The organism is Pseudomonas batumici (genome assembly GCF_000820515.1).
In the GTDB taxonomy this organism is placed as follows: Bacteria; Pseudomonadota; Gammaproteobacteria; order Pseudomonadales; family Pseudomonadaceae; genus Aquipseudomonas; species Aquipseudomonas batumici.
The window spans coordinates 113,606-133,994 of record NZ_JXDG01000057.1; the positions used below are offsets into that span (position 1 = coordinate 113,606).

Annotated in this window: 17 protein-coding genes; 7 read left to right on the plus strand and 10 right to left on the minus strand. The window is 62.5% G+C overall.

All coding sequences use genetic code 11. From position 1 onward, the window contains the following. Positions 1 to 69: 69 nt before the first annotated feature. From UCMB321_RS21615 to UCMB321_RS21625, 3 genes are read right to left on the minus strand one after another with little or no spacing between them, the layout of a single operon-like run. Complete coding sequence (locus UCMB321_RS21615; protein ID WP_040070519.1) at positions 70 to 819, minus strand: enoyl-CoA hydratase; 750 nt, start codon at positions 817 to 819, stop codon at positions 70 to 72. Between the two features lie 30 nt (positions 820 to 849). Then, positions 850 to 1,788, minus strand: coding sequence for an iron-sulfur-binding ferredoxin reductase (locus tag UCMB321_RS21620; RefSeq protein ID WP_040070520.1), 939 nt, complete (start codon positions 1,786 to 1,788; stop codon positions 850 to 852). Next, positions 1,781 to 2,887, minus strand: coding sequence for a GGDEF domain-containing protein (locus UCMB321_RS21625; RefSeq protein ID WP_040070522.1), 1,107 nt, complete (start codon positions 2,885 to 2,887; stop codon positions 1,781 to 1,783). The genes UCMB321_RS21620 and UCMB321_RS21625 overlap by 8 nt, the downstream gene beginning before the upstream one ends. Positions 2,888 to 3,223: 336 nt before the next feature. On the opposite strand from UCMB321_RS21625, the gene UCMB321_RS21630 reads away from it, so the two are divergent. Both UCMB321_RS21630 and UCMB321_RS21635 read left to right on the plus strand, forming a co-directional pair. After that, entirely contained in the window at positions 3,224 to 4,747 is a 1,524-nt protein-coding gene (locus UCMB321_RS21630; RefSeq protein ID WP_040070523.1) for a fumarate hydratase, read from the plus strand. Positions 4,748 to 4,822: 75 nt separating this feature from the next. Then, positions 4,823 to 6,133: a multidrug effflux MFS transporter gene (locus UCMB321_RS21635; protein ID WP_084615125.1), complete on the plus strand. Its 1,311-nt coding sequence runs from the start codon at positions 4,823 to 4,825 to the stop codon at positions 6,131 to 6,133. Positions 6,134 to 6,350: 217 nt separating this feature from the next. Here UCMB321_RS21635 and UCMB321_RS21640 read toward each other — a convergent pair whose 3' ends face one another. From UCMB321_RS21640 to secA, 4 genes are all read right to left on the minus strand, one after another. Continuing rightward, positions 6,351 to 6,827, minus strand: a complete 477-nt coding sequence (locus UCMB321_RS21640; RefSeq protein WP_040070525.1) for an REP-associated tyrosine transposase — start codon at positions 6,825 to 6,827, stop codon at positions 6,351 to 6,353. A gap of 395 nt (positions 6,828 to 7,222) precedes the next feature. After that, positions 7,223 to 8,164 carry a Nudix family hydrolase gene (locus tag UCMB321_RS21645; protein ID WP_040070496.1) on the minus strand — a complete coding sequence of 314 codons (942 nt, stop codon included), beginning with the start codon at positions 8,162 to 8,164 and terminating at the stop codon, positions 7,223 to 7,225. Between the two features lie 26 nt (positions 8,165 to 8,190). Further along, positions 8,191 to 9,408 (minus strand): bifunctional glutamate N-acetyltransferase/amino-acid acetyltransferase ArgJ, encoded by a 1,218-nt coding sequence (gene argJ, locus UCMB321_RS21650; protein WP_040070497.1) that lies wholly within the window; start codon positions 9,406 to 9,408, stop codon positions 8,191 to 8,193. Positions 9,409 to 9,533: 125 nt separating this feature from the next. Beyond that, positions 9,534 to 12,269 carry a preprotein translocase subunit SecA gene (secA, locus tag UCMB321_RS21655; protein WP_040070498.1) on the minus strand — a complete coding sequence of 912 codons (2,736 nt, stop codon included), beginning with the start codon at positions 12,267 to 12,269 and terminating at the stop codon, positions 9,534 to 9,536. A gap of 308 nt (positions 12,270 to 12,577) precedes the next feature. Here secA and UCMB321_RS21660 point away from each other — a divergent pair, with 308 nt between their 5' ends. Together UCMB321_RS21660 and UCMB321_RS21665 are read left to right on the plus strand one after the other, a co-directional pair. Beyond that, the gene (locus UCMB321_RS21660) at positions 12,578 to 13,033 is read left to right on the plus strand and encodes a DUF721 domain-containing protein (protein WP_040070500.1); all 456 of its coding nucleotides are present in this window, start codon (positions 12,578 to 12,580) and stop codon (positions 13,031 to 13,033) included. Positions 13,034 to 13,386: 353 nt separating this feature from the next. Then, the gene (locus tag UCMB321_RS21665) at positions 13,387 to 15,276 is read left to right on the plus strand and encodes a methyl-accepting chemotaxis protein (RefSeq protein ID WP_040070501.1); all 1,890 of its coding nucleotides are present in this window, start codon (positions 13,387 to 13,389) and stop codon (positions 15,274 to 15,276) included. Here the strand turns inward: UCMB321_RS21665 and UCMB321_RS21670 are convergent. After that, positions 15,266 to 15,463: a hypothetical protein gene (locus tag UCMB321_RS21670; RefSeq protein ID WP_040070503.1), complete on the minus strand. Its 198-nt coding sequence runs from the start codon at positions 15,461 to 15,463 to the stop codon at positions 15,266 to 15,268. The two genes, UCMB321_RS21665 and UCMB321_RS21670, sit on opposite strands and share 11 nt — an antisense overlap. A 30-nt stretch (positions 15,464 to 15,493) precedes the next feature. Further along, complete coding sequence (gene purU, locus UCMB321_RS21675; RefSeq protein ID WP_040070504.1) at positions 15,494 to 16,342, minus strand: formyltetrahydrofolate deformylase; 849 nt, start codon at positions 16,340 to 16,342, stop codon at positions 15,494 to 15,496. 347 nt (positions 16,343 to 16,689) lie between these two features. On the opposite strand from purU, the gene mvaT reads away from it, so the two are divergent. Further along, complete coding sequence (gene mvaT, locus UCMB321_RS21680; protein WP_040070505.1) at positions 16,690 to 17,067, plus strand: histone-like nucleoid-structuring protein MvaT; 378 nt, start codon at positions 16,690 to 16,692, stop codon at positions 17,065 to 17,067. Between the two features lie 91 nt (positions 17,068 to 17,158). On the opposite strand, the gene sbcB is transcribed toward mvaT, so the two are convergent. Further along, positions 17,159 to 18,595 (minus strand): exodeoxyribonuclease I, encoded by a 1,437-nt coding sequence (sbcB, locus tag UCMB321_RS21685; protein WP_040070507.1) that lies wholly within the window; start codon positions 18,593 to 18,595, stop codon positions 17,159 to 17,161. A gap of 171 nt (positions 18,596 to 18,766) precedes the next feature. Between sbcB and UCMB321_RS21690 the strand changes: the two genes are divergently transcribed. Both UCMB321_RS21690 and UCMB321_RS21695 read left to right on the plus strand, forming a co-directional pair. Beyond that, a complete protein-coding gene (locus UCMB321_RS21690; RefSeq protein ID WP_040070509.1) occupies positions 18,767 to 19,492 on the plus strand; it encodes an RDD family protein in 726 nt (241 codons plus the stop codon). Continuing rightward, positions 19,489 to 20,389: stage II sporulation protein M (locus tag UCMB321_RS21695; protein WP_040070526.1), on the plus strand; the 901-nt coding region annotated here is incomplete at its 3' end. The genes UCMB321_RS21690 and UCMB321_RS21695, both read left to right, overlap by 4 nt.

Here is a 20,389-nt window from a genome sequence, read left to right on the forward strand (position 1 = left end):
CCGCGCCATAAAAAAGCCCCGCGCCTCTGCTCCAGAGCGCGGGGCTTTTCATTGGGCTCGAAAAGCGGATCAGCGCTTGTTGATAAAGCCCGACAACGCCGCAATGGCTTCGGGCGAACGCAAGCGCTCAACGAACAACGCGGCTTCGGCCTCCACCACCTGGCGCAATTGCTCGCGATCCGGTGCCTTCATCAGCGCCTTGCTGACCTGCACCGCCGCCGGGGCCAGTTGATCGAAGCTCAGCGCCACCTCCCGCGCCTTGGCCAAGGCCTGCTCGGCACTGGGCAAGGCCTCGGTGGCCAGTCCCCAGGCCGCCGCCTGCTCGCCGCTGAAACCCTCGCCCAGCAGCAACAGCCGCGCCGCCGTCGCGTGGCCGACCAGGCGTGGCAACAACAGGCTGGAACCGAATTCCGGGCACAACCCCAGATTGACGAACGGCATGCGCAGACGAGCGTCGGCGCTGACATACACCAGGTCGCAATGCAGCAGCAGCGTCGTGCCGATCCCCACCGCCGGGCCCGCGACCGCGGCAATCACCGGCTTGCGGCAATCGAGCAGGCTGCGCATGAACGCAAAGACCGGGCTGTCGAGATCGCTTGGCGGCTCTTCGAGAAAATCGGCAATGTCGTTGCCGCTGGTAAAACACTCGCTGCTGCCGCGAATCAGCACCGCGTTGATCCCGGGATCGGCATCCGCTTCCCGCAGTGCCTGGCCCAACTGGCCGTACATGGCGCGGGTCAGGGCATTCTTCTTGTCGGCACGGTTCAGGCGCAGGGTCAGCAGGCTGCCTTCGCGCTCCAGCACAATCGCGTCAGTCATGGAAGTTCTCTTGTTGTGGGGACCCGGCGCTCAGGCGTGCGGCACGAACACATCGGCCAACAGTTGATTGCGCGGCAGCCCGGCCAGGTACAGACGTTTCGACCACGCCTCGACACTCGCCGGGGCCCCACAGAGTAGGGCCAGGGTTTGCCGGGAGACAAGCCGCAGTTTGGCCAGAAAGTCCGGCAGTTCGGCCCCGGTGACATAGTCGACGCTCAGGTTGGGGAAGCGCGCGGCCAGTTCGTCCAGCGCCGGCGCCAGATAATGTTCGGTGGCGTCATGGGCCAGGTGCACCAGGCGGATCGGCCCCTCATGGCCCTGGCGCAGTGCCTCGCGCAACACCCCCCACAACGGCGCCAGGCCGGTGCCGGCCGCCAGCAGCCAGAGCGGCCGGGCGTGCCAGTCCGGGTCGTAGTGCAAGGCCCCGCCGCGCAGCTCGCCCAGGCGAATCGGCTCACCGACCTCGAGCAGGCGGGCCGCGTCGCTGAACGCGCCGGGTTGTCGGCAATCGAGGTGGAATTCCAGGTAGCGGTCTTCTTCGGGCAGGCTGGCCAGGGAATAAGGCCGGGCGACGCCCTGCTCCGTCCAGAGCACCAGGTGCTGGCCGGCGTTGTAACGCAGGGCGCGTTCGGGCAGCAGGCGCAAGCGCAGGACGGTTGGGCTCAGCCAATCCCGTTCGGCCACCGTTGCCGACAGACCGTCACGTCGCGGATCGAAGACTTCGACCTGCAGGTCTTCACTCACCTGGCACTGACAAGCCAATCGCCAGCCGTGCTCGCGCTGGGCGAAGGCCAGGGCCTCTGGCTGATTGTCCTGCGGCTCGCCCTGTACGCAACGCACCAGGCAGGCATGGCAACTGCCCGCCCGGCAACTGTAGGGCACCGCCACGCCTGCCTGGTTCAAGGCATCGAGCAGGTTGCTGCCGGCGTCCACCGACCAGACCCGCTCGCCAACCCGCAGCTCAGGCATCGGTGTATTCCCAGGCCGCGCAGCAACGATTGCGCCCGTCGCGCTTGGCCCGGTACAACGCCTGGTCGGCGCGCTGCAAGGCATTGTCGAGTTCGTCCTCGACTCCCACCAGCGTCATGCCCACCGACAGGCTCAGGTTGTTCACCGCCAAGCCCACCAGCTCCACCTCGGTAAAGGCCAGGCGCAGGCGCTCGCAACAGGAGGTCAGGCGATCGGGGTCGGCATTGGGCAACAGCAGCACGAATTCTTCTCCACCGTAGCGCGCCAGCACATCGCCGTCGCGCACGCAGGCATTGGCCACCGCGGCGAATGCCTGCAAGACCTGGTCACCGGCGGCATGCCCATGCACATCGTTGATCCGCTTGAAATGGTCGAGGTCGATCAAGGCCAGGCCATGGACCACATCCGCGTCCATCAGCTCCAGCTCGCGGGAGGCCAGCCGCAGGAAATGCCGTCTATTGTACAGCCCGGTCAGTTCATCGGTCGCCACCAGGTCTTCCAACTGGCGCATCATCCCGCGCAGGGTGTCCTGGTGGGCCTGCAAGGCGAAGCGGCGCTGGCGCATACGCTGGCGGGAGGTTTGCACATAGCTGGCGAAAAAGCACAACCACAGCAGCACGACGAACAGCACACACACCTGCAGCAGCGCCAGGCCCGGGTCCGCCAACTGGAAGTGATAGCCCTCCCAGAGATTGAGCGCCGCGAAAATGAAGAAGGCCAATGCCGCGCAGCGGACAAACTTGCGTTGCGGCAGATGAAACATGCCGAACAGCAGCACCAACGGATAAAACACCAGGAAAGTCCCGCGGGCCTGTTCGAGGTTGGCGATCAGATAGGTTTGCCAGCCCAGCCCCATGAGCACCTGCAGCTCGGTCAGGCTGGGGTCGCGAAACCGCCGGTTGTGACCGCTGATAAACAGCCAGCCGAGCACGCCCTGGCTGAAAATCACCAGGCTGCTGCCGATCAGGCCCGTGGTTACGCTGGCCTCGAAGTGATCGGTGAAAATCGCTACCCACAGCAGCGACAGCAACAGCAGATAGGTGCCGGCAGCCAGGGCAAAACGTTTGCGTAACAGAGTCTGTATGGCTTTTTGGGTCAATCGTTGACTCACTGTGCGCTGAGGGCTAAAGGGGTTTCCTTCCCGTACAGGCCACTTGCCACTCTAGTGATCTGGATCAAAAATAACTATTCAATTTTTTGCAACTCATACAGCTTTACCTATGCGAGTAGGCAAGAAGGGTGCCGACGCCCCTGCGACCTTGGTTTGACGACTGACGGATGTGTCGGGCTTGCGGGCGGGTTATACTGCCGCGCCTCATTTTATGCCGGCCACGCGTGCCCGGCGCGTCTCAAAAGATGTTTTCGACAGACCAGATGCAAACCGGTCGCAAACACCTTATTTCCATGTTCCCGTCTTAATAGAGGAGCGCGACCCTTGACCGTGATCAAGCAAGACGACCTGATACAGAGCGTTGCCGACGCCCTGCAGTTCATTTCCTACTACCACCCCGTGGACTTCATCCAGGCCATGCACGAGGCCTACCTGCGGGAAGAGTCGCCGGCGGCCCGTGACTCCATGGCCCAGATCCTGATCAACTCGCGCATGTGCGCCACCGGCCACCGGCCGATCTGCCAGGACACCGGTATCGTCACCGTGTTCGTGCGCGTGGGCATGGATGTGCGCTGGGACGGTGCCACGATGGGCCTGGACGACATGATCAACGAGGGCGTGCGTCGCGCCTACAACCTGCCGGAAAACGTCCTGCGCGCCTCGATCCTGGCCGACCCGGCCGGCAGCCGCAAGAACACCAAGGACAACACCCCGGCGGTCATCCACTACTCCATCGTTCCGGGTAACACCGTTGAAGTGGACGTGGCGGCCAAGGGCGGCGGCTCCGAGAACAAATCGAAGATGGCCATGCTCAACCCGTCCGACTCCATCGTCGACTGGGTCCTGAAGACCGTGCCGACCATGGGTGCCGGCTGGTGTCCACCGGGCATGCTCGGCATCGGCATCGGCGGCACCGCCGAGAAGGCCGCGGTCATGGCCAAGGAAGTGTTGATGGAGTCCATCGACATCCACGAGCTGAAGAAGCGTGGCCCGTCCAACCGCATCGAAGAAATGCGCCTGGAGCTGTTCGAGAAGGTCAACCAGCTGGGTATCGGCGCCCAGGGCCTGGGTGGCCTGACCACCGTGCTCGACGTGAAGATCATGGACTACCCGACTCACGCGGCGTCCCTGCCGGTGTGCATGATCCCCAACTGCGCCGCCACCCGTCACGCGCACTTCGTGCTCGACGGTTCCGGCCCGGCCTCGCTGGAGGCGCCGCCCCTGGACGCCTACCCGGAAATCGTCTGGGAAGCCGGTCCGTCGGCCCGTCGCGTCAACCTCGACACCCTGACCCCGGAAGACGTGCAGAGCTGGAAGCCGGGCGAAACCGTCCTGCTCAACGGCAAGATGCTCACCGGTCGCGACGCCGCGCACAAGCGCATGGTGGAAATGCTCAACAAGGGTGAAACCCTGCCGGTGGACCTCAAGGGTCGCTTTATCTACTACGTCGGCCCGGTTGATCCGGTGCGTGAAGAAGTCGTCGGCCCGGCCGGTCCGACCACCGCCACGCGCATGGACAAATTCACCCGGCAGATCCTCGACCAGACCGGTTTGCTGGGCATGATCGGCAAATCCGAGCGTGGCCCGAGCGCTATCGAAGCGATCAAGGACCACAAGGCCGTGTACCTGATGGCCGTGGGCGGCGCTGCCTACCTGGTGGCCCAGGCGATCAAGAAATCCAAGGTCGTCGCCTTTGCCGAACTGGGCATGGAAGCGATCTACGAGTTCGAGGTCAAGGACATGCCGGTGACGGTCGCCGTTGATGCCAAGGGCGAGTCGGTGCATATCACCGGCCCTGCGATCTGGCAGAAGAAGATCAGCGACAGCCTGGCGGTGGAAGTGCAGTAAGCACTTTCGTTGCAGGTAAAAAAAGCGGCCCGGTTAATCCGGGCCGCTTTTTTATTGCCTGAAAGCTATGACAGGATGAGGGGCTGTAAACAACGTCAAGACATCGGCTGTGCAGCACCTCCCTCCAGCGAGTATTCAAGTAAAGGGTCATTCATGACTACAACAAGGAATGAAATGCTTTCTCAGGAAGAGATAAAAGTAGTCCTGATTATCACCGTACTGCTGTTTCTGGGTGTGCTGGGTACAGACATTCATCTTTCCGCATTGCCGGCCATGATGCGCTTCATGCATACCAGCCAGCAGCTGATGCAGTCCTCCATTTCCGTATTTCTGTTGGGGTCCGGCCTGAGCGCCCTCGTCTATGGGCCATTGAGCGACAAGTTTGGCAGGAAGCCCGTCATCCTGGTCGGCCTTGTCATCGCCATCGCCGGCAATGTGTGGGGGGCAACGCTTTCGCAGATCGGACCGTTCCTGGCGTCCCGTTTTATCCAGGGCATCGGCAGCGGTGCCTGCCTTGCACTCGCCAGAATCGTGCTGTCGGATATCGTGCAACGTGAGCGCTATGCCATTGTCAGTTCCTACGTCACCTTGTTCACCGGTCTGTCCATCACGCTGGGACCACTGGCGGGCAGCCTCCTGTTGTCCTGGTTCGACTGGCAGGCCAACTTCGTCGTCATGGCCCTGATGCTGGCCGGCATGCTCGCGGTATTCGGGTTGTTCTGTCCGGAAACCAACCAGCATGTGAATAGCACCGTTCGTGTGCGGGATGTTTTCGCCAACTACAAGGTCGTGCTGCAGAACAGCGACTTTATCCTGGCCGCCACGCTGGCCGGCATCGGAATGGCTTGCTTCCTGCTGTACACCACGGCCAGTCCCTTCGTACTGCAGCAGCAGTTCGCGCTCTCGCCGAGGGACTACGGCTACATGACAGCCTTCGTCGGGGCCGGGTTGCTGGTCAGCCGCCTGCTGCTGCCTCGCCTGATCAAGCGCTTCGGGATGCCGAAGTTGATCATCGCGGGCCTGGTGATCCTGCTGGGCTGCGGCGCATCCTTGCTCATCCTGTCCGAGTTGCGCCACCTTTCGTTGGTGTCCTTCCTGCTCAGCGTGTCTGGCGTGTTTTTCAGTTACACCTTCATCGTACTGTGCGCCTCGGCGATGTCGATGGCGCCGTTTACCGACAAGCGAGGCGCGGCTGGCGCGGTCTATTCGTGCTCGCAAATGGCGCTTGCCTTCGCGGTGAATGCCGCGGTGTCGTCCCTGTCCAGCAATGCTGTCGTGCTGCTCGGAACCAGCTTTATCGTGCTGCCCGTCGTGGGCCTCGTGCTCAGTCGCCGGATGCAAGGCAAGGCCGGGTACGCCGTGTCGGGAGCCCGATCCACCGGATAAGACCCCGTGACAACTTTGTGCTGGCCCTTCACGAGGTGACCGGGGTTTCGAGAAATGACTCCGGTTCCAAATGTATCTGTACCGCCGCTATCGCCAGCAAGCCGGCTCCCACAGATCGGCGACTCATCACAAACTCTCACCGCGGCCTCGGTCCCCTGTGGGAGCCGGCTTGCTGGTGATGGCGTCCGAACAGGCGCGGCAAGGCTCAGCGTCTTGGTCACTTGCCATCCACATCCGCCAACCATATGGCATCCCATAATGGATAATCCCGTACCCGCTTCACCAAACCGGCGCGTATCGGGTTGGCGATGATGTAGCGAGCAACCGCCAGTAAATCCTCTTCGCGGCGAATGGCGCGGTCGTGAAAGCCTTTTTGCCAAAGCCGTCCTGAACGCCCCAAGTGGGCATTGATCTCGCGCGCACTCCTCGACTTGGTAGCGAGCATCAACTCCGGCAAGGAGCTGTTTTTCAGCTCGATCAACCAGTGGAAGTGATCCGGCATGACGACCCAGGTCAGAGAATCAGCCGAGCCTTCCGCTTGTGCCTGGCGAAATTGCCGCACCAGCAAGCGGCCGGTCTTCCAGTCGGCAAGAGCCGGGTTACGGTCCTCAATGACGGCGGTCAGAAGATAGATTTGCCCAGACTGCGAGTAGCGCCCAGCGCGCAGCCGGTTGGAGTGAGGTCGCGTGGGCAATCCGTTGCCCTCCTGTCATCGTGGGAGATCACAGGAAAGTTAGTACGCGGCAAGAAAAAATGGAAAACGGCTCTGGTTCCGAATGTGTCTGTACCACCGCTATCGCCAGCAAGCCGGCTCCCACAGATCGGTGACTCACCACAAACTCTCGCCACTGCCTCGGTCCCCTGTGGGAGCCGGCTTGCTGGCGATGGCGTCCGAACAAGCGCCGCAAGGCTCGAGGGCCTCATCGCTGGCAAGCCAGCTCCTACAAGGGGTCTGGGCTTGACGGTATTTCGCGGTGACACACCGTACTGTGGGAGCCGGCTTGCTGCGGGCGGCGTTCCGACGATGGCGGCCGGACAAGCGATGCAAGACTTGAGGGCCTCATCGCTGGCAAGCCAGCTCCCACATCACTATTGCGGCCAGAACGCCCGAATACCGGCCACGCCCTGCGCGCCGGTTTCCCAGGCGCGCTGCAACTCGTTCGGCCCGACACCACCCAGCAGATACACCGGTTTGTTGAACCCGGTGATCAACTGCCCGGCCTGCTCCCAGCCCAGCGGCTGCGCCTCGGGGTGCGTCTGCGTCGGCTGGACCGGCGACAGCGTGACGAAATCCACACCCATCTGTTCGGCCAACGCCAACTCTTCAGCATCATGGCACGAAGCGCCCAACCAGCGATCCGCCGGCAACGGACGCCCGGCACTGGCGTACTTGCGTAACTGCGCGGACGTCAGGTGCCAGCCCGCCGATGGGAAATCCCCCAGCCACTCGAAAGGCCCCTTGAGCATCAGTTGCGCCTTGCCCGCACAGAGCCCCACCGCGTCCACCGCCAGATCGCGGTATTGCGGGTCATAGCCGTTCGGCGCCCGCAGCTGGATCAGCTTGATCCCTCCGGCAATCGCCTTCTGGATGCCCTTGAGCAACTGCGGCGTCTCCAGGCCGTCCGGCGTGATCAGGTACTCGGCCGGCAAACGGGCCGCCGCGACAATCGGCTGGTTGGCCGCCGGAAACTCGTAGTCCGCCAGCTCCCGCGCACTAACCCAGGCCAACGGCTGCCCCTCGGCACCATGGGGTTCGCCGGTAAAGGCCGAAACCTCCCAGACATCCAGCAAGACCTGTTTGTCCGGGTAATCGTGCCGCACCTTGATCAAGGGGCGGGCGGCGCTGACCGCGATGCCCAGTTCCTCCTGAAGCTCGCGAGCCAGGGCCACCTGGACGGCTTCGCCGTCCTCGACCTTGCCGCCGGGAAACTCCCAGAGACCGCCCTGATGCTGACTGTCCGCGCGGCGTGCAATCAGGATGCGACCGTCGACGCCACGGATAACCGCGGCCGCCACATGGATGCGCTTCACGTTGAAACCTCCTGCAGGGAGCTGGTTCAGGTACGGTATTCCGCGTTGATCTTCACGTACTCGTGGGACAGGTCGGTGGTCCAGATGGTTTCGCTGCACTCGCCGCGACCCAGCTCGATACGAATACCGATCTCTTCCCGAGCCATGACCGCCGAACCCTGCGCCTCGGTGTAGGTCGCGGCACGGGCACCCCGGCTGGCGATGCACACTTCGCCGAGGAACACGTCGATCTTGCTCACATCCAGTTCCGGCACGCCGGCACGGCCGACAGCCGCGAGGATACGGCCCCAGTTCGGGTCGGAGGCGAACAGCGCGGTCTTGATCAGCGGCGAATGCGCCACGGTGTAGCCGACATCCAGGCACTCCTGGTGATTGGCGCCGCCGTTGACTTCGACGGTGACGAACTTGGTCGCCCCTTCGCCGTCGCGGACGATGGCCTGGGCCACCTCCATGCACACTTCGAACACGGCCTTTTTCAGCGCCTCGAACAACGCACCGCGGGCCTCGGTGATTTCCGGGAGCGCCGCCTGGCCGGTGGCGATCAGCATGCAGCAGTCGTTGGTCGAGGTGTCGCCGTCGATGGTGATGCGGTTGAACGACTTATTGGCGCCGTCCAACATCAGGTTGTGCAGCACCTCGCGGGAAACCTTGGCGTCGGTGGCGATGTAGCCGAGCATGGTCGCCATGTTCGGCCGGATCATCCCCGCTCCCTTGCTGATCCCGGTAACGGTGATGGTCACGCCGTCATGCTGGAACTGGCGGCTGGCGCCCTTGGGCAGGGTGTCGGTGGTCATGATGCCGGTGGCGGCCGCGGCCCAGTTGTCCACGGACAGGTCATCCAGGGCCGCCTGCAACGCCCCTTCGATTTTTTCCACCGGCAACGGCTCGCCGATCACCCCGGTGGAGTACGGCAGCACCGCGCTTTCGTCGACACCGGCCAGTTCGGCCAGCTTGGCGCAGGTCCGCGCCGCGGCGGCCAGGCCTGGCTCGCCGGTGCCGGCGTTGGCATTGCCGGTGTTGGTCAACAGATAACGCACGGTGCCCTGGACACGCTGCTTGGCCAGGATCACGGGAGCGGCGCAAAACGCGTTGAGGGTGAACACCCCCGCCACCGTGGAGCCTTCGGCACAGCGCATCACCACCACGTCCTTGCGCCCGGGGCGCTTGATACCGGCCGAGGCGATACCGAGTTCAAAACCGGCAACCGGGTGCAATGTGGGCAAAGGACCAAGACCAACAGCCATGAATGCGCTCCTTTCAATGTGATGTCTGCACTGCCGTCACAACGGGCAGTGTTGCAAATGGAAAAACGCCGCGACGGCAGTACCGGTCGCGGCGCGGATATTACAAGGTTCAGACCCGCAAGGGTTTAGCTGATCTGACCGTGACAGTGTTTGTACTTCTTGCCCGAACCGCAGTAGCACAGTTCGTTGCGGCCCAGCTTCTGCTCGTTGCGGACCGGTGCGGCGGCCAGGGCGACGTCGACTTCTTCACCCAGGAGTTCCGGCTCTTCCAGACCCGGCACTTCAGCGTGCTGGAACTGCATGCGCTGGGCCAGGGCCTCGGCTTCCTGACGCAGGCGCGCCTCCTCCTCGGCCGGATCTTCGCGACGCACCTGAACGTGGGACAGCACGCGGATCGAGTCGCGCTTGATGGAGTCCAGCAGTTCGGAGAACAGGGTGAACGACTCGCGCTTGTACTCCTGCTTCGGGTTCTTCTGCGCATAACCGCGCAGGTGGATACCGTGACGCAGGTGATCCATGGTCGACAGGTGCTCTTTCCACAGGTCGTCCAGCACACGCAGCACGATCTGCTTCTCGAAGGTACGCAGCGCTTCGGCGCTGGCCTGCTCTTCCTTCTCGTTGTACACCGCCAGCAGCTCGTTGAGCAGCTTCTCGCGCAGGGTTTCTTCGTACAGGTGATCGTCTTCGTCGAGCCACTGCTGGATCGGCAGCTTCACGCCGAAATCGTTCTGCAGGGCCGATTCCAGGCCCGCCACGTCCCACTGCTCGGGCAGCGATTGTGGAGGAATATGGGCACTGACGGTGGCGCTGAGCACGTCCTGGCGGAAGTCGGCGATGGTTTCGCCGATATTGTCGGCGGCCAGCAACGTATTACGCATGTGATAGATCACTTTACGCTGTTCGTTGTTGACGTCGTCGAACTCGAGCAATTGCTTGCGGATGTCGAAGTTGCGGCCTTCGACCTTGCGCTGGGCCTTTTCGATGGCGTTGGTCACCATGCGGTGCTCGATCGCCTCGCCAGGCTGCATGCCCAGGGCCTTCATGAAGTTCTTCACCCGGTCCGAGGCGAAGATGCGCATCAGGCTGTCTTCCAGGGACAGGTAGAAACGGCTGGAACCGGCGTCACCCTGGCGACCGGCGCGACCGCGCAACTGGTTGTCGATCCGACGCGACTCGTGACGCTCGGAGGCGATGACCTGCAGGCCACCCGATTCGAGCACCTGCTGGTGACGTTTCTGCCAGTCGGCCTTGATCTGGGCGATCTGCTCGGGGGTCGGGTTTTCCAGGGCCGCCACTTCGACTTCCCAGTTACCGCCCAAGAGGATGTCGGTACCGCGACCGGCCATGTTGGTGGCGATGGTCAGGGCGCCAGGGCGACCGGCCTGGGCGATGATTTCCGCTTCTTTCTCGTGGAACTTGGCGTTGAGGACCTTGTGCTCGATACCTTCCCGGTTGAGCAGGCTGGACATGTGCTCGGAGGTTTCGATGGTCGCCGTACCCACCAGCACCGGACGGCCCTGGGCCAGGGAGTCCTTGATGTCGGTGATGATTGCCGCGTACTTCTCGTCGGCGGTGAGGAACACCAGGTCGTTGTAGTCCTTGCGCGCCAACGGCTTGTTCGTCGGGATGACCACGACCTGCAGGCCGTAGATCTGGTGGAACTCGAAGGCTTCGGTGTCGGCGGTACCGGTCATGCCGGACAGCTTGGTGTACAGGCGGAAATAGTTCTGGAAGGTGGTCGACGCCAGGGTCTGGCTTTCGGCCTGGATATTGAGGTTTTCCTTGGCCTCGATGGCCTGGTGCAGGCCCTCGGACAGACGACGGCCCGGCATGGTACGGCCGGTGTGTTCGTCCACCAGGACCACCTGGCCTTCCTGGACGATGTATTCGACGTTGCGGTTGAACAGCTTGTGGGCGCGCAGGCCGGCATAAACGTGGGTCAGCAGGCCCAGGTTGTGCGACGAATAGAGGCTCTCGCCCTCGGCCAGCAGGCCGACCTGGGTCAGCATCTCTTCGATGAACTGGTGACCGGCTTCGTTCAACTCCACCTGACGGCTCTTCTCGTCGATGGTGAAATGGCCTTCCTTGGTCACCACGCCTTCCACTTCCTCGATGTGCTGCTTGAGGCGCGGGATCAGCTTGTTGATCTCGGTGTACAGGCGCGAACTGTCTTCGGCCTGGCCGGAGATGATCAGCGGGGTACGGGCTTCGTCGATCAGGATGGAGTCGACTTCGTCGATCACGGCGAAGTTCAGCTCGCGCTGGAACTTCTCTTCCATGCTGAACGCCATGTTGTCGCGCAGGTAGTCGAACCCGAATTCGTTGTTGGTGCCGTAGGTGATGTCGGCGGCGTAGGCGGCACGCTTCTCTTCCGGCGGCTGGAACGGCGTGACCACGCCGACCGTCAGGCCGAGGAATTCATAGAGCGGGCGCATCCAGTTGGCGTCGCGGCGGGCCAGGTAGTCGTTCACCGTCACCACGTGCACGCCCTTGCCGGACAGCGCGTTGAGGTAGACGCCCAGGGTTGCCACCAGGGTTTTACCTTCACCGGTGCGCATTTCCGCGATCTTGCCTTCGTGCAAGGTCATGCCGCCGATCAACTGCACGTCGAAGTGGCGCATGCCCATGACCCGCTTGCCGGCCTCACGGGCCACCGCGAAGGCTTCGGGCAGGAGTGTGTCGAGGGTCTCACCTTGGGCTATGCGGGCCTTGAACTCTTCGGTCTTGGCACGCAACTGCTCGTCCGAAAGGGCCACCATTTGCTCTTCGAAGGCATTGACGATCTGTACCGTCTTGAGCATGCGTTTGACTTCACGCTCATTCTTGCTTCCAAAAAGTTTCTTTAACAAAGGCGCAAACATATCGGCAGGTTCTTCCACACATAGGGATGGAGGGCGGCCCCGGTGAGTCGCCCGAGCAGCCCTCATGGCCGCATGCGAACGAGTATTCTACCCGGAAACGACGGTGAGGAAAGTGGCGTTGATCCACGATACTGGCACAGCGCTTTGACGGGGCCACTCTAAAGTAAGGTCTTTTTCCCGAACTTCAAGCCATCGGGAGCAGACGTTAGCCGCGGACTTTAGGGCCAAAGACGATTCACATCAATGGCCGCCGATGCCGCAGGCGCTTCTGCTACCATGGCGACTCTGTTTCTTCAGGTGTCTGAATCATGGCATTTCGCCCTCTCACGGCCCGGGCACCCGCCGTCCTGCTTCGCGAAGCCAAGCCGCTGAAAGCGATTTTTGGCCATGCCCAGCGCCTCGCGCATTTGCAGCGACTGCTGGAAAGCCAGCTGCAACCCGCCGCCCGCGAACACTGCCATGTGGCCTCGTGGCGCGAAGGCAGCCTGCTGCTGATCGTCACCGACGGGCACTGGGCGACCCGCCTGCGCTACCAGCAAAAACGCCTGCAACGGCAATTGCAGGCGTTCGACGTCTTCAGCGGCCTGACCCGCATCCTGTTCAAGGTGCAGCCACCGACCGTCCCGCAGGGCGCGGCGGGCCACACCATGGATCTGTCCGTCAGTGCGGCGCAAACCATCCAGGACACCGCCGACGGCATCAGCGATCCGAACCTGCGCGCCGCCCTGGAGCGCCTGGCCAGCCACGCCAGGCCCAAGGCCTGAGCTGCCCCTCCCCCCTGACGCCGCTTATATTGAAAACACCACGTAACCTGTAGGAGCCGGCTTGCCGGCGATATCGTTCGCATAGGCACCGCAAGACTCAAGGGCCTCATCGCTGCGGTGCGGCGTCCCGACAAGCCAGCTCCTACAAGGGCAGCGCAGCCCTGCGCTAATCTTTGCGCCTGCACGGTCGATAGCAAGAGCGCCACACAGAACACAATCAAAACAACAATCCGGCTCTCCCCTGAGCAGAGCCCCTAAGGAGTAGAGGAAGTATCAGCTTGCGTTCAACCTTGTCCGGCGCGCGCCCTCCTTGCCTGCCTGGACAGCAAAAACCTTAGCGGACCTCGAGAGCCATGAACAAAAACCTCAAATTCAGTCACAAGATCCTGCTGGCTGCGTCGCTGATCGTGCTGACAGCCTTCGCACTCTTCACCCTGTACAACGACTACCTGCAACGCAATGCGATCCGCGATGACCTCAACAGTTATCTGCATGAAATGGGTGGCGTCGCCGCGAACGACATCCAGACCTGGCTGACCGGCCGCAGCCTGCTGATCGAAAACCTCTCCCAGTCGGTTGCCCTCAACGCGGACCCGGCCAACGTCTCCAACCTGTTGGAACAGAAGGCCATCACCGCCACCTTCATGGGCGCTTTCCTGGGCAACAAGGACGGCAGCTTCATCATCCGCCCGGACAGCAAGATGCCTGACGGCTATGACCCACGCGCCCGGCCCTGGTACAAAAGTGCCGAGAACAGCAGCGGCTCGGCCCTGACCGAACCCTATATCGACATGGCAACCGGGCAGTTGGTGATCTCCGTCGTCAACACCGTGCGCAAGGCCGGCCAGAGCATCGGCGTGGTGGGCGGCGACATGAGCCTGCAAGCCATCGCCGACAGCCTCAACGCCTTGCGTTTCGACGGCAACGGCTACGCCTTCCTGGTCAGCGCCGACGGCAAGATCCTGGTGCATCCGGACAAGGCCCTGGTGATGAAAAGCCTCGGCGATGCCTATCCGCAGAACACCCCGCGCATCGGCAACGAGATCAGCGAAACCGACGTCAACGGCAAGACCCGCATCGTCGCCTTCGCCCCGATCAAGGGCCTGTCCTCGGTGAACTGGTATGTCGGCCTGTCGGTGGACAAGGACAAGGCCTTTTCGATGCTCAGCAAGTTCCGCAGCTCGGCGGTGGTCGCCACCACCGTCGCCGTGCTGATCATCATCGCCCTGCTCGGCCTGCTGATCCGCGCGCTGATGCAACCGCTGCACGTGATGACCCGCGCCATGCAGGATATCGCCGACGGCGAAGGCGACCTGACCCGGCGCCTGGCGATCGAGTCCCAGGACGAGTTCGGCATCCTCGGTGCCGCTTTCAACCGCTTCGTCGAACGCATCCACACCTCGATCACTGAAGTCTCCTCGGCGACCCAGCACGTCAACGAAGTGGCCCTGCGGGTGGTCAGCGCCTCCAACTCGTCGATGCTCAACTCCGACGAACAGGCCAGTCGCACCAACAGTGTCGCCGCGGCCATCAACCAGTTGGGCGCCGCCGCCCAGGAAATCGCCCGCAATGCCGCCCAGGCCTCGAACCAGGCCAGCGACGCCCGCGGCCTGGCCGAAGACGGTCAGCAGGTGGTGGAACGCAGCATCAAGGCCATGCACCAGTTGTCGGAAATGCTCGCCACCTCAAGCACCAACATCGAGTCGCTGAACAGCAAGACGGTGAACATCGGGCAGATTCTCGAAGTGATCACCAGCATCTCCCAGCAAACCAACCTGCTGGCCCTCAACGCCGCCATCGAGGCGGCCCGGGCCGGTGAGGCCGGACGCGGCTTTGCGGTGGTGGCAGACGAGGTGCGCAACCTGGCTCACCGCACCCAGGAGTCGGCCCAGCAAATCCAGACCATGATTGAAGAACTGCAGGTCGGCGCCCGGGAATCGGTCGGCACCATGGGTCATAGCCAGCGCCACAGCCTCGAAAGCGTGGAAATCGCCAACCTGGCCGGCGAGCGCCTGAGCAGCGTGACCCAGCGGATCGGCGAGATCGACGGCATGAACCAGTCCGTCGCCACGGCCACCGAGGAGCAGACCTCGGTGGTCGAGTCGATCAACATGGACATCAACGAGATCAACACCCTCAACCAGGAAGGCGTGGAGAACCTGCAATCGACGTTGCGGGCCTGTTCCGACCTGGAACAGCAGGCCGCACGGTTGAAGCAGTTGGTGGGTAGCTTCAGGATTTAAGCGACGCTGAAGAGTCTGTGGGCTTGTCTGCCTCCGACTCTTCCTGCAATTGCTGCCAGAGCTCGGCGGCACCGGGAAACTCGGTGCCGTCCTCGCCAGTCAGCGCTTCGCTGTCGTAACGGCTCAGACAGCCTTCACCCACGGTCGGCGGCGCCTTCGCGGTCGCCTTGTCGAGCGGATCGGCCATTACCCAACCTCCACGCCCGCCAACGGGCTGTCAGAACACCACGGTCTTGTTGCCGTGCACCAGCACACGATCTTCCAGGTGATAACGCAGGCCACGGGCCAGCACCATTTTCTCGACATCGCGGCCGAAACGCACCATGTCCTCGATGCTATCACTGTGGCTCACGCGCACCACGTCCTGTTCGATGATCGGGCCGGCATCCAGTTCTTCGGTCACGTAGTGGCACGTTGCCCCGATCAGTTTCACGCCCCGCAGGGACGCCTGGTGATAGGGCTTGGCGCCGACGAACGACGGCAGGAAGCTGTGGTGGATGTTGATCACCTGGTGGGCGTACTCGCGGCACAGCTCCGGCGGCAGGATCTGCATGTAACGCGCCAGTACCACCACATCGGCTTCGTGATGCTTGACCAGGCGCGACACTTCGGCAAACGCCGGTTCCTTGTCCTGCGGGTTCACCGGCACGTGGTAATAAGGAATGCCATGCCACTCGACCATGCTGCGCAGGTCGTCGTGGTTGGAAATCACACAGGCGATCCGGCAGTCCAGTTCGTCGCTGTGCCAGCGGTGCAGCAGATCCGCCAGGCAATGGGATTCACGGCTGGCCATCAACACCACACGCTTCTTCTGCTCGGTGTCGGTGATGCGCCAGGTCATGGAAAATTCTTCGGCGATCGGGGCAAACGCCTCACGAAACGCGTCCAGGCCAAACGGCAGGCTGTCGGCACGAATCTCGTGACGCATGAAGAACCAGCCACTGAGGTTGTCGGAGTGATGGCTCGCTTCGGTGATCCAACCGTTGTAAGACGCCAGAAAGTTACTGACTTTGGCGACGATGCCAACGCGGTCGGGACAGGCAATCACCAGCCGGAAAGTGCGCATGAGGGGGAAACTCCAGAACTTCGCAAAGGTCGTCATTCTAGCGAGTACGCGGAAAAACTGCAGTATTCGTTGCACAGCGCGCCCATTCCCGGCCCGGCGCCGAACCCTCCCCCGGTGTGTAGTGGCGTTGCGAGTGACACGCCGCAGAGCACCGATAATTCAAACATCCGCACAACAAGACCGCTCTTGGCCGCCGCGCCGAAAACATCTAAGTCCGCGACAAGCGCCCGCCTAAGTTTCAAATTAAATGCAATAAACCCTCTATTAAATGTTTACTTGCCCAAACACTCTGACTACTATTGCGTCACTGCATCCCTGTCGTCCTGACTCATCATAAGGTAGTGTCCATGTCCCTGATCCAGAAATACCACGCCACCCAGGAAGCCATCAAAGAACTGCAAGCCCAAATGGCTGCAATGGAAAAAGACGGCGCGCTGAAAAAAGAAATGGAATTCGAAAGCAAACTGCGCACTCTGCTGGGCGAGTACAACAAGGCACTGCCAGATGTCATCAACATTCTGGACCCACAGGCCAAAGCCGGCAAAGCCGTTCGTGGCGCCGTGAAAACCACCGGCACCAAACGTGCGCGCAAGGTCAAGCAATACAAGAACCCGCACAACGGTGAAGTGATCGAAACCAAAGGCGGCAACCACAAGACTCTGAAAGAGTGGAAAGCCAAGTGGGGCGGCGACGTGGTTGAAGGCTGGGCAACCCTGCTGGGCTAAGCCAAGCCGGTCACGGACGCTATTCGCGATCCACAAAAAAACGCCAGTTCACTGGCGTTTTTTATTGCCTGCCATTTAATCGCCCGGGTGTTTAACCGACCGCCATGTTAAAACCCATGCACAAAGACTGTGCATAGTCCTGCCACTGCTCCAGCACCTGACGCTGCGCCGGTGTCGCATCCGGTAAACACTTCATCAGCTGCTCGGTAAAATCCGCCAGGGTATTCGGTGCGCCCCAGGCAGCCTCGCTCAGACGCTGTCGGCAGAATGTCCGCCAACGTTGCTGCTCTTCTTCACTCAAGCTGCCGGGAAAGTTGCGCGCGCGATAACGGAATAATAATTCCGGCAAGCGTTCATCATCGAACGGCCATTGCATCCGCGCCAACTGCTCGGGGTCGGCACTGCGAACTTGCTCACACAATCGCCGGTCGCGGTCGCCGATAAAGCCGTCGTATAACTGCTGCTCCGGATCCTCGCTGGGGGTGAAATCTTCGCCGGCATAAAGGGCCTGGACTTTATCCCGCCAAACTTCCTGGGTATCACTCAGTTGCTGGCGACGCGCCTCATAAAGCGCCATGTCCAATTGCAGGCGTTGCTGATCTTCGCCCCGCAATACCTTCAGCGGCGCCACCACCGGACAACGGTTGACATGAATCAACTTGAGCGGCACCGGCAGTTGCCCTTCGCCCCGCTCCTCATGACGGGTGTACAGCTGCTGACGCAGGGTATCGGCATCCAGATCCAGCAACGGCCGCGGATCCTGGGACAGATCGCAGACAATCAGGGCGTTGCGGTTACGCGGGTGCCACGCCAGCGGCAGGACCACCCCCAGGTAATGGCGCGCGGCAGAAAAGCGTCCGGAGATATGCACCATCGGCTGTAACAGGCGAACCTGGTCCAATACCCGCTGTTTGCTGCGCAGTTCAAACAGCCAGTCATACAACTTCGGCTGTTTCTCGCGGATCAACCGTGCCAGGGCAATCGTGGCGCGCACATCGGACAAGGCTTCGTGGGCGTGACCATGATCGATGCCATTGGCGGCGGTCAGGCGTTCGAGCCTGAGGGTCACGCGCCCGTCCTCCTCGGGCCAGACGATCCCTTGCGGACGCAGCGCATAGGCCGCACGCACCACATCGATCAAGTCCCAACGGCTGTTGCCACCCTGCCACTCCCGCGCATAGGGATCGAAAAAGTTGCGATACAGGCTGTACCGGGTCACTTCGTCATCGAAGCGCAAGGTGTTGTAGCCGGCGCCGCAGGTCCCCGGACGAGACAGCTGGGCGTGCACGCGGGTCATGAAGTCGGCCTCCGCCAACCCCTGCTCGGCGAGTTGCCGCGGGGTGATGCCGGTGATCAGGCAAGCCGCCGGGTGTGGCAGGATATCCTCGCTCGGACGGCAATACAGGTTGACCGGTTCATCGATCTCGTTGAGCTCGGCATCGGTACGGATGCCCGCCACCTGCAAGGCGCGGTCGCTGCGCGGATTGATCCCGGTGGTTTCGTAGTCGTACCAGAAGATAGAGGTCACGGCGGGTTCCTGAACAAAAGACCGACGCAGTCTAGGCGTTCAGCGCCCCCTCGGACCAGCTTCCCGTAACAACTGGATGCAAGCACTTCGATACCGTTCATTACAGAGTTCAGTTGCTTAGCCGGCCGCCGCTGGCTAGCATCGGGCTTCTGTCCGCAAGGACCCGCCACCATGCCATCGATTTCAGCACTGACAAGGAAGACTGCGCTGCCAATCCCCCTGGACACCCGCTACCGGGTCGAAACCCCGGAAGGCATCGACCTGCCCCTGCGTCCGGCCGGCCTGCCCGTGCGGGCAGTGGCGTTCGCCATCGACCTGGGCGTACGCGGCATTCTGCTCGGCACCCTGTTGAGCGGCCTGATGCTGCTGGGCAAGCTGGGCCTGGGGCTGGGCTCGATCGTGCTGTTCCTCGTCAGTTGGTGGTACATGGTGCTGTTCGAAGTGCTGAATCAGGGACGCTCCCCGGGCAAGCAGATGATGGGCCTGCGCGTGGTCCATGACGACGGCACACCGATCGGCTGGGCCGCCTCCCTGACCCGCAACCTGCTGCGTTTTGTCGACATGCTGCCGTTCGGCTATTTTCTCGGTGCCATCAGTTGCCTGCAGCACCCGACCTTCAAGCGCCTCGGCGACCTGGCCGGCGGCACGCTGGTGGTCTATCGCGAACAACCGCTGTCGCGCCCCACCCTGCCCCAGGCGACACCGCGCACGGCGCCCTTCGTCCTGCGCCTGGCGGAACAGCGGGCGGTGTTGAGTTTCGCCGAGCGCCAGGGCGAACTCAGCGGCGAACGCAGCGGCGAACTGGCGGCGCTGCTGGCAACACCCCTGGGTGTGCCGGCGTCCCGGGCCAAGGCTGAATTGAACGGCATCGCCCATGGGTTGTTGGGTCCACTATGAAACAGAGCCTCTTCGAAAGCCGCCATCAGCCCGAGTGGCAACGTTTTGCCCAATGGCTCGACCAACTCGAGCGCGGCAAGGCCAAAGCCACCGACCTGAGCGAGTTCCCCGCCCACTACCGGCGCCTTTGCCAGCAACTGGCCCTGACCCAGGAACGCGGCTACAGCAGCCATCTGGTCGACGCCCTGCAACAGTTGGCCTTGCGCGGGCACCAGCAGCTCTATCGACACCGCAGCCACCTCGGCGCCTCGGTGCTGGGTTTCATCTTCGCCGGTTTCCCGCGCCTGGTGCGCGAGCAATGGCCCTTCGTCCTGGTCGCCGGCGTGCTGTTCTTCGCCAGCCTGGGACTGACCGGCGCGCTGGTCCATGGCTTTCCCGACCTGGTCTACAGCATCGTCAGCCCCCAGCAGGTCGCCGAGATGCAAGCCATGTACGACCCCAGCGCCAGCCGCCTGGGACGCACCGTCGCGCGGGCCTCCAGCGAAAACTGGGTGATGTTCGGCTACTACATCATGAACAACATCGGCATTGCCTTCCAGACCTTCGCCGGCGGCTTGCTGTTCGGCCTGGGCAGCCTGTTCTTCCTGCTGTTCAACGGCCTGACGATCGGCGCGGTGGCCGGGCACCTGACCCAGATCGGCTACGGCCAGACCTTCTGGTCCTTTGTCATCGGTCACGGCGCCTTCGAACTCAGCGCCATCGTCCTGTCCGGGGCCGCCGGCCTGCAACTGGGCTGGGCGCTGGTGGCGCCGGGACGCCTGCCGCGCGGCGAGGCCCTGCGCCTGAGCGCGCAGAAAAGCATCGGGATCATCGGCGGGGTGATCCTGTTCCTGCTGATCGCCGCCTTTATCGAAGCCTATTGGTCGTCCATGAACACGCTCCCCCCCCCCCCCCCAA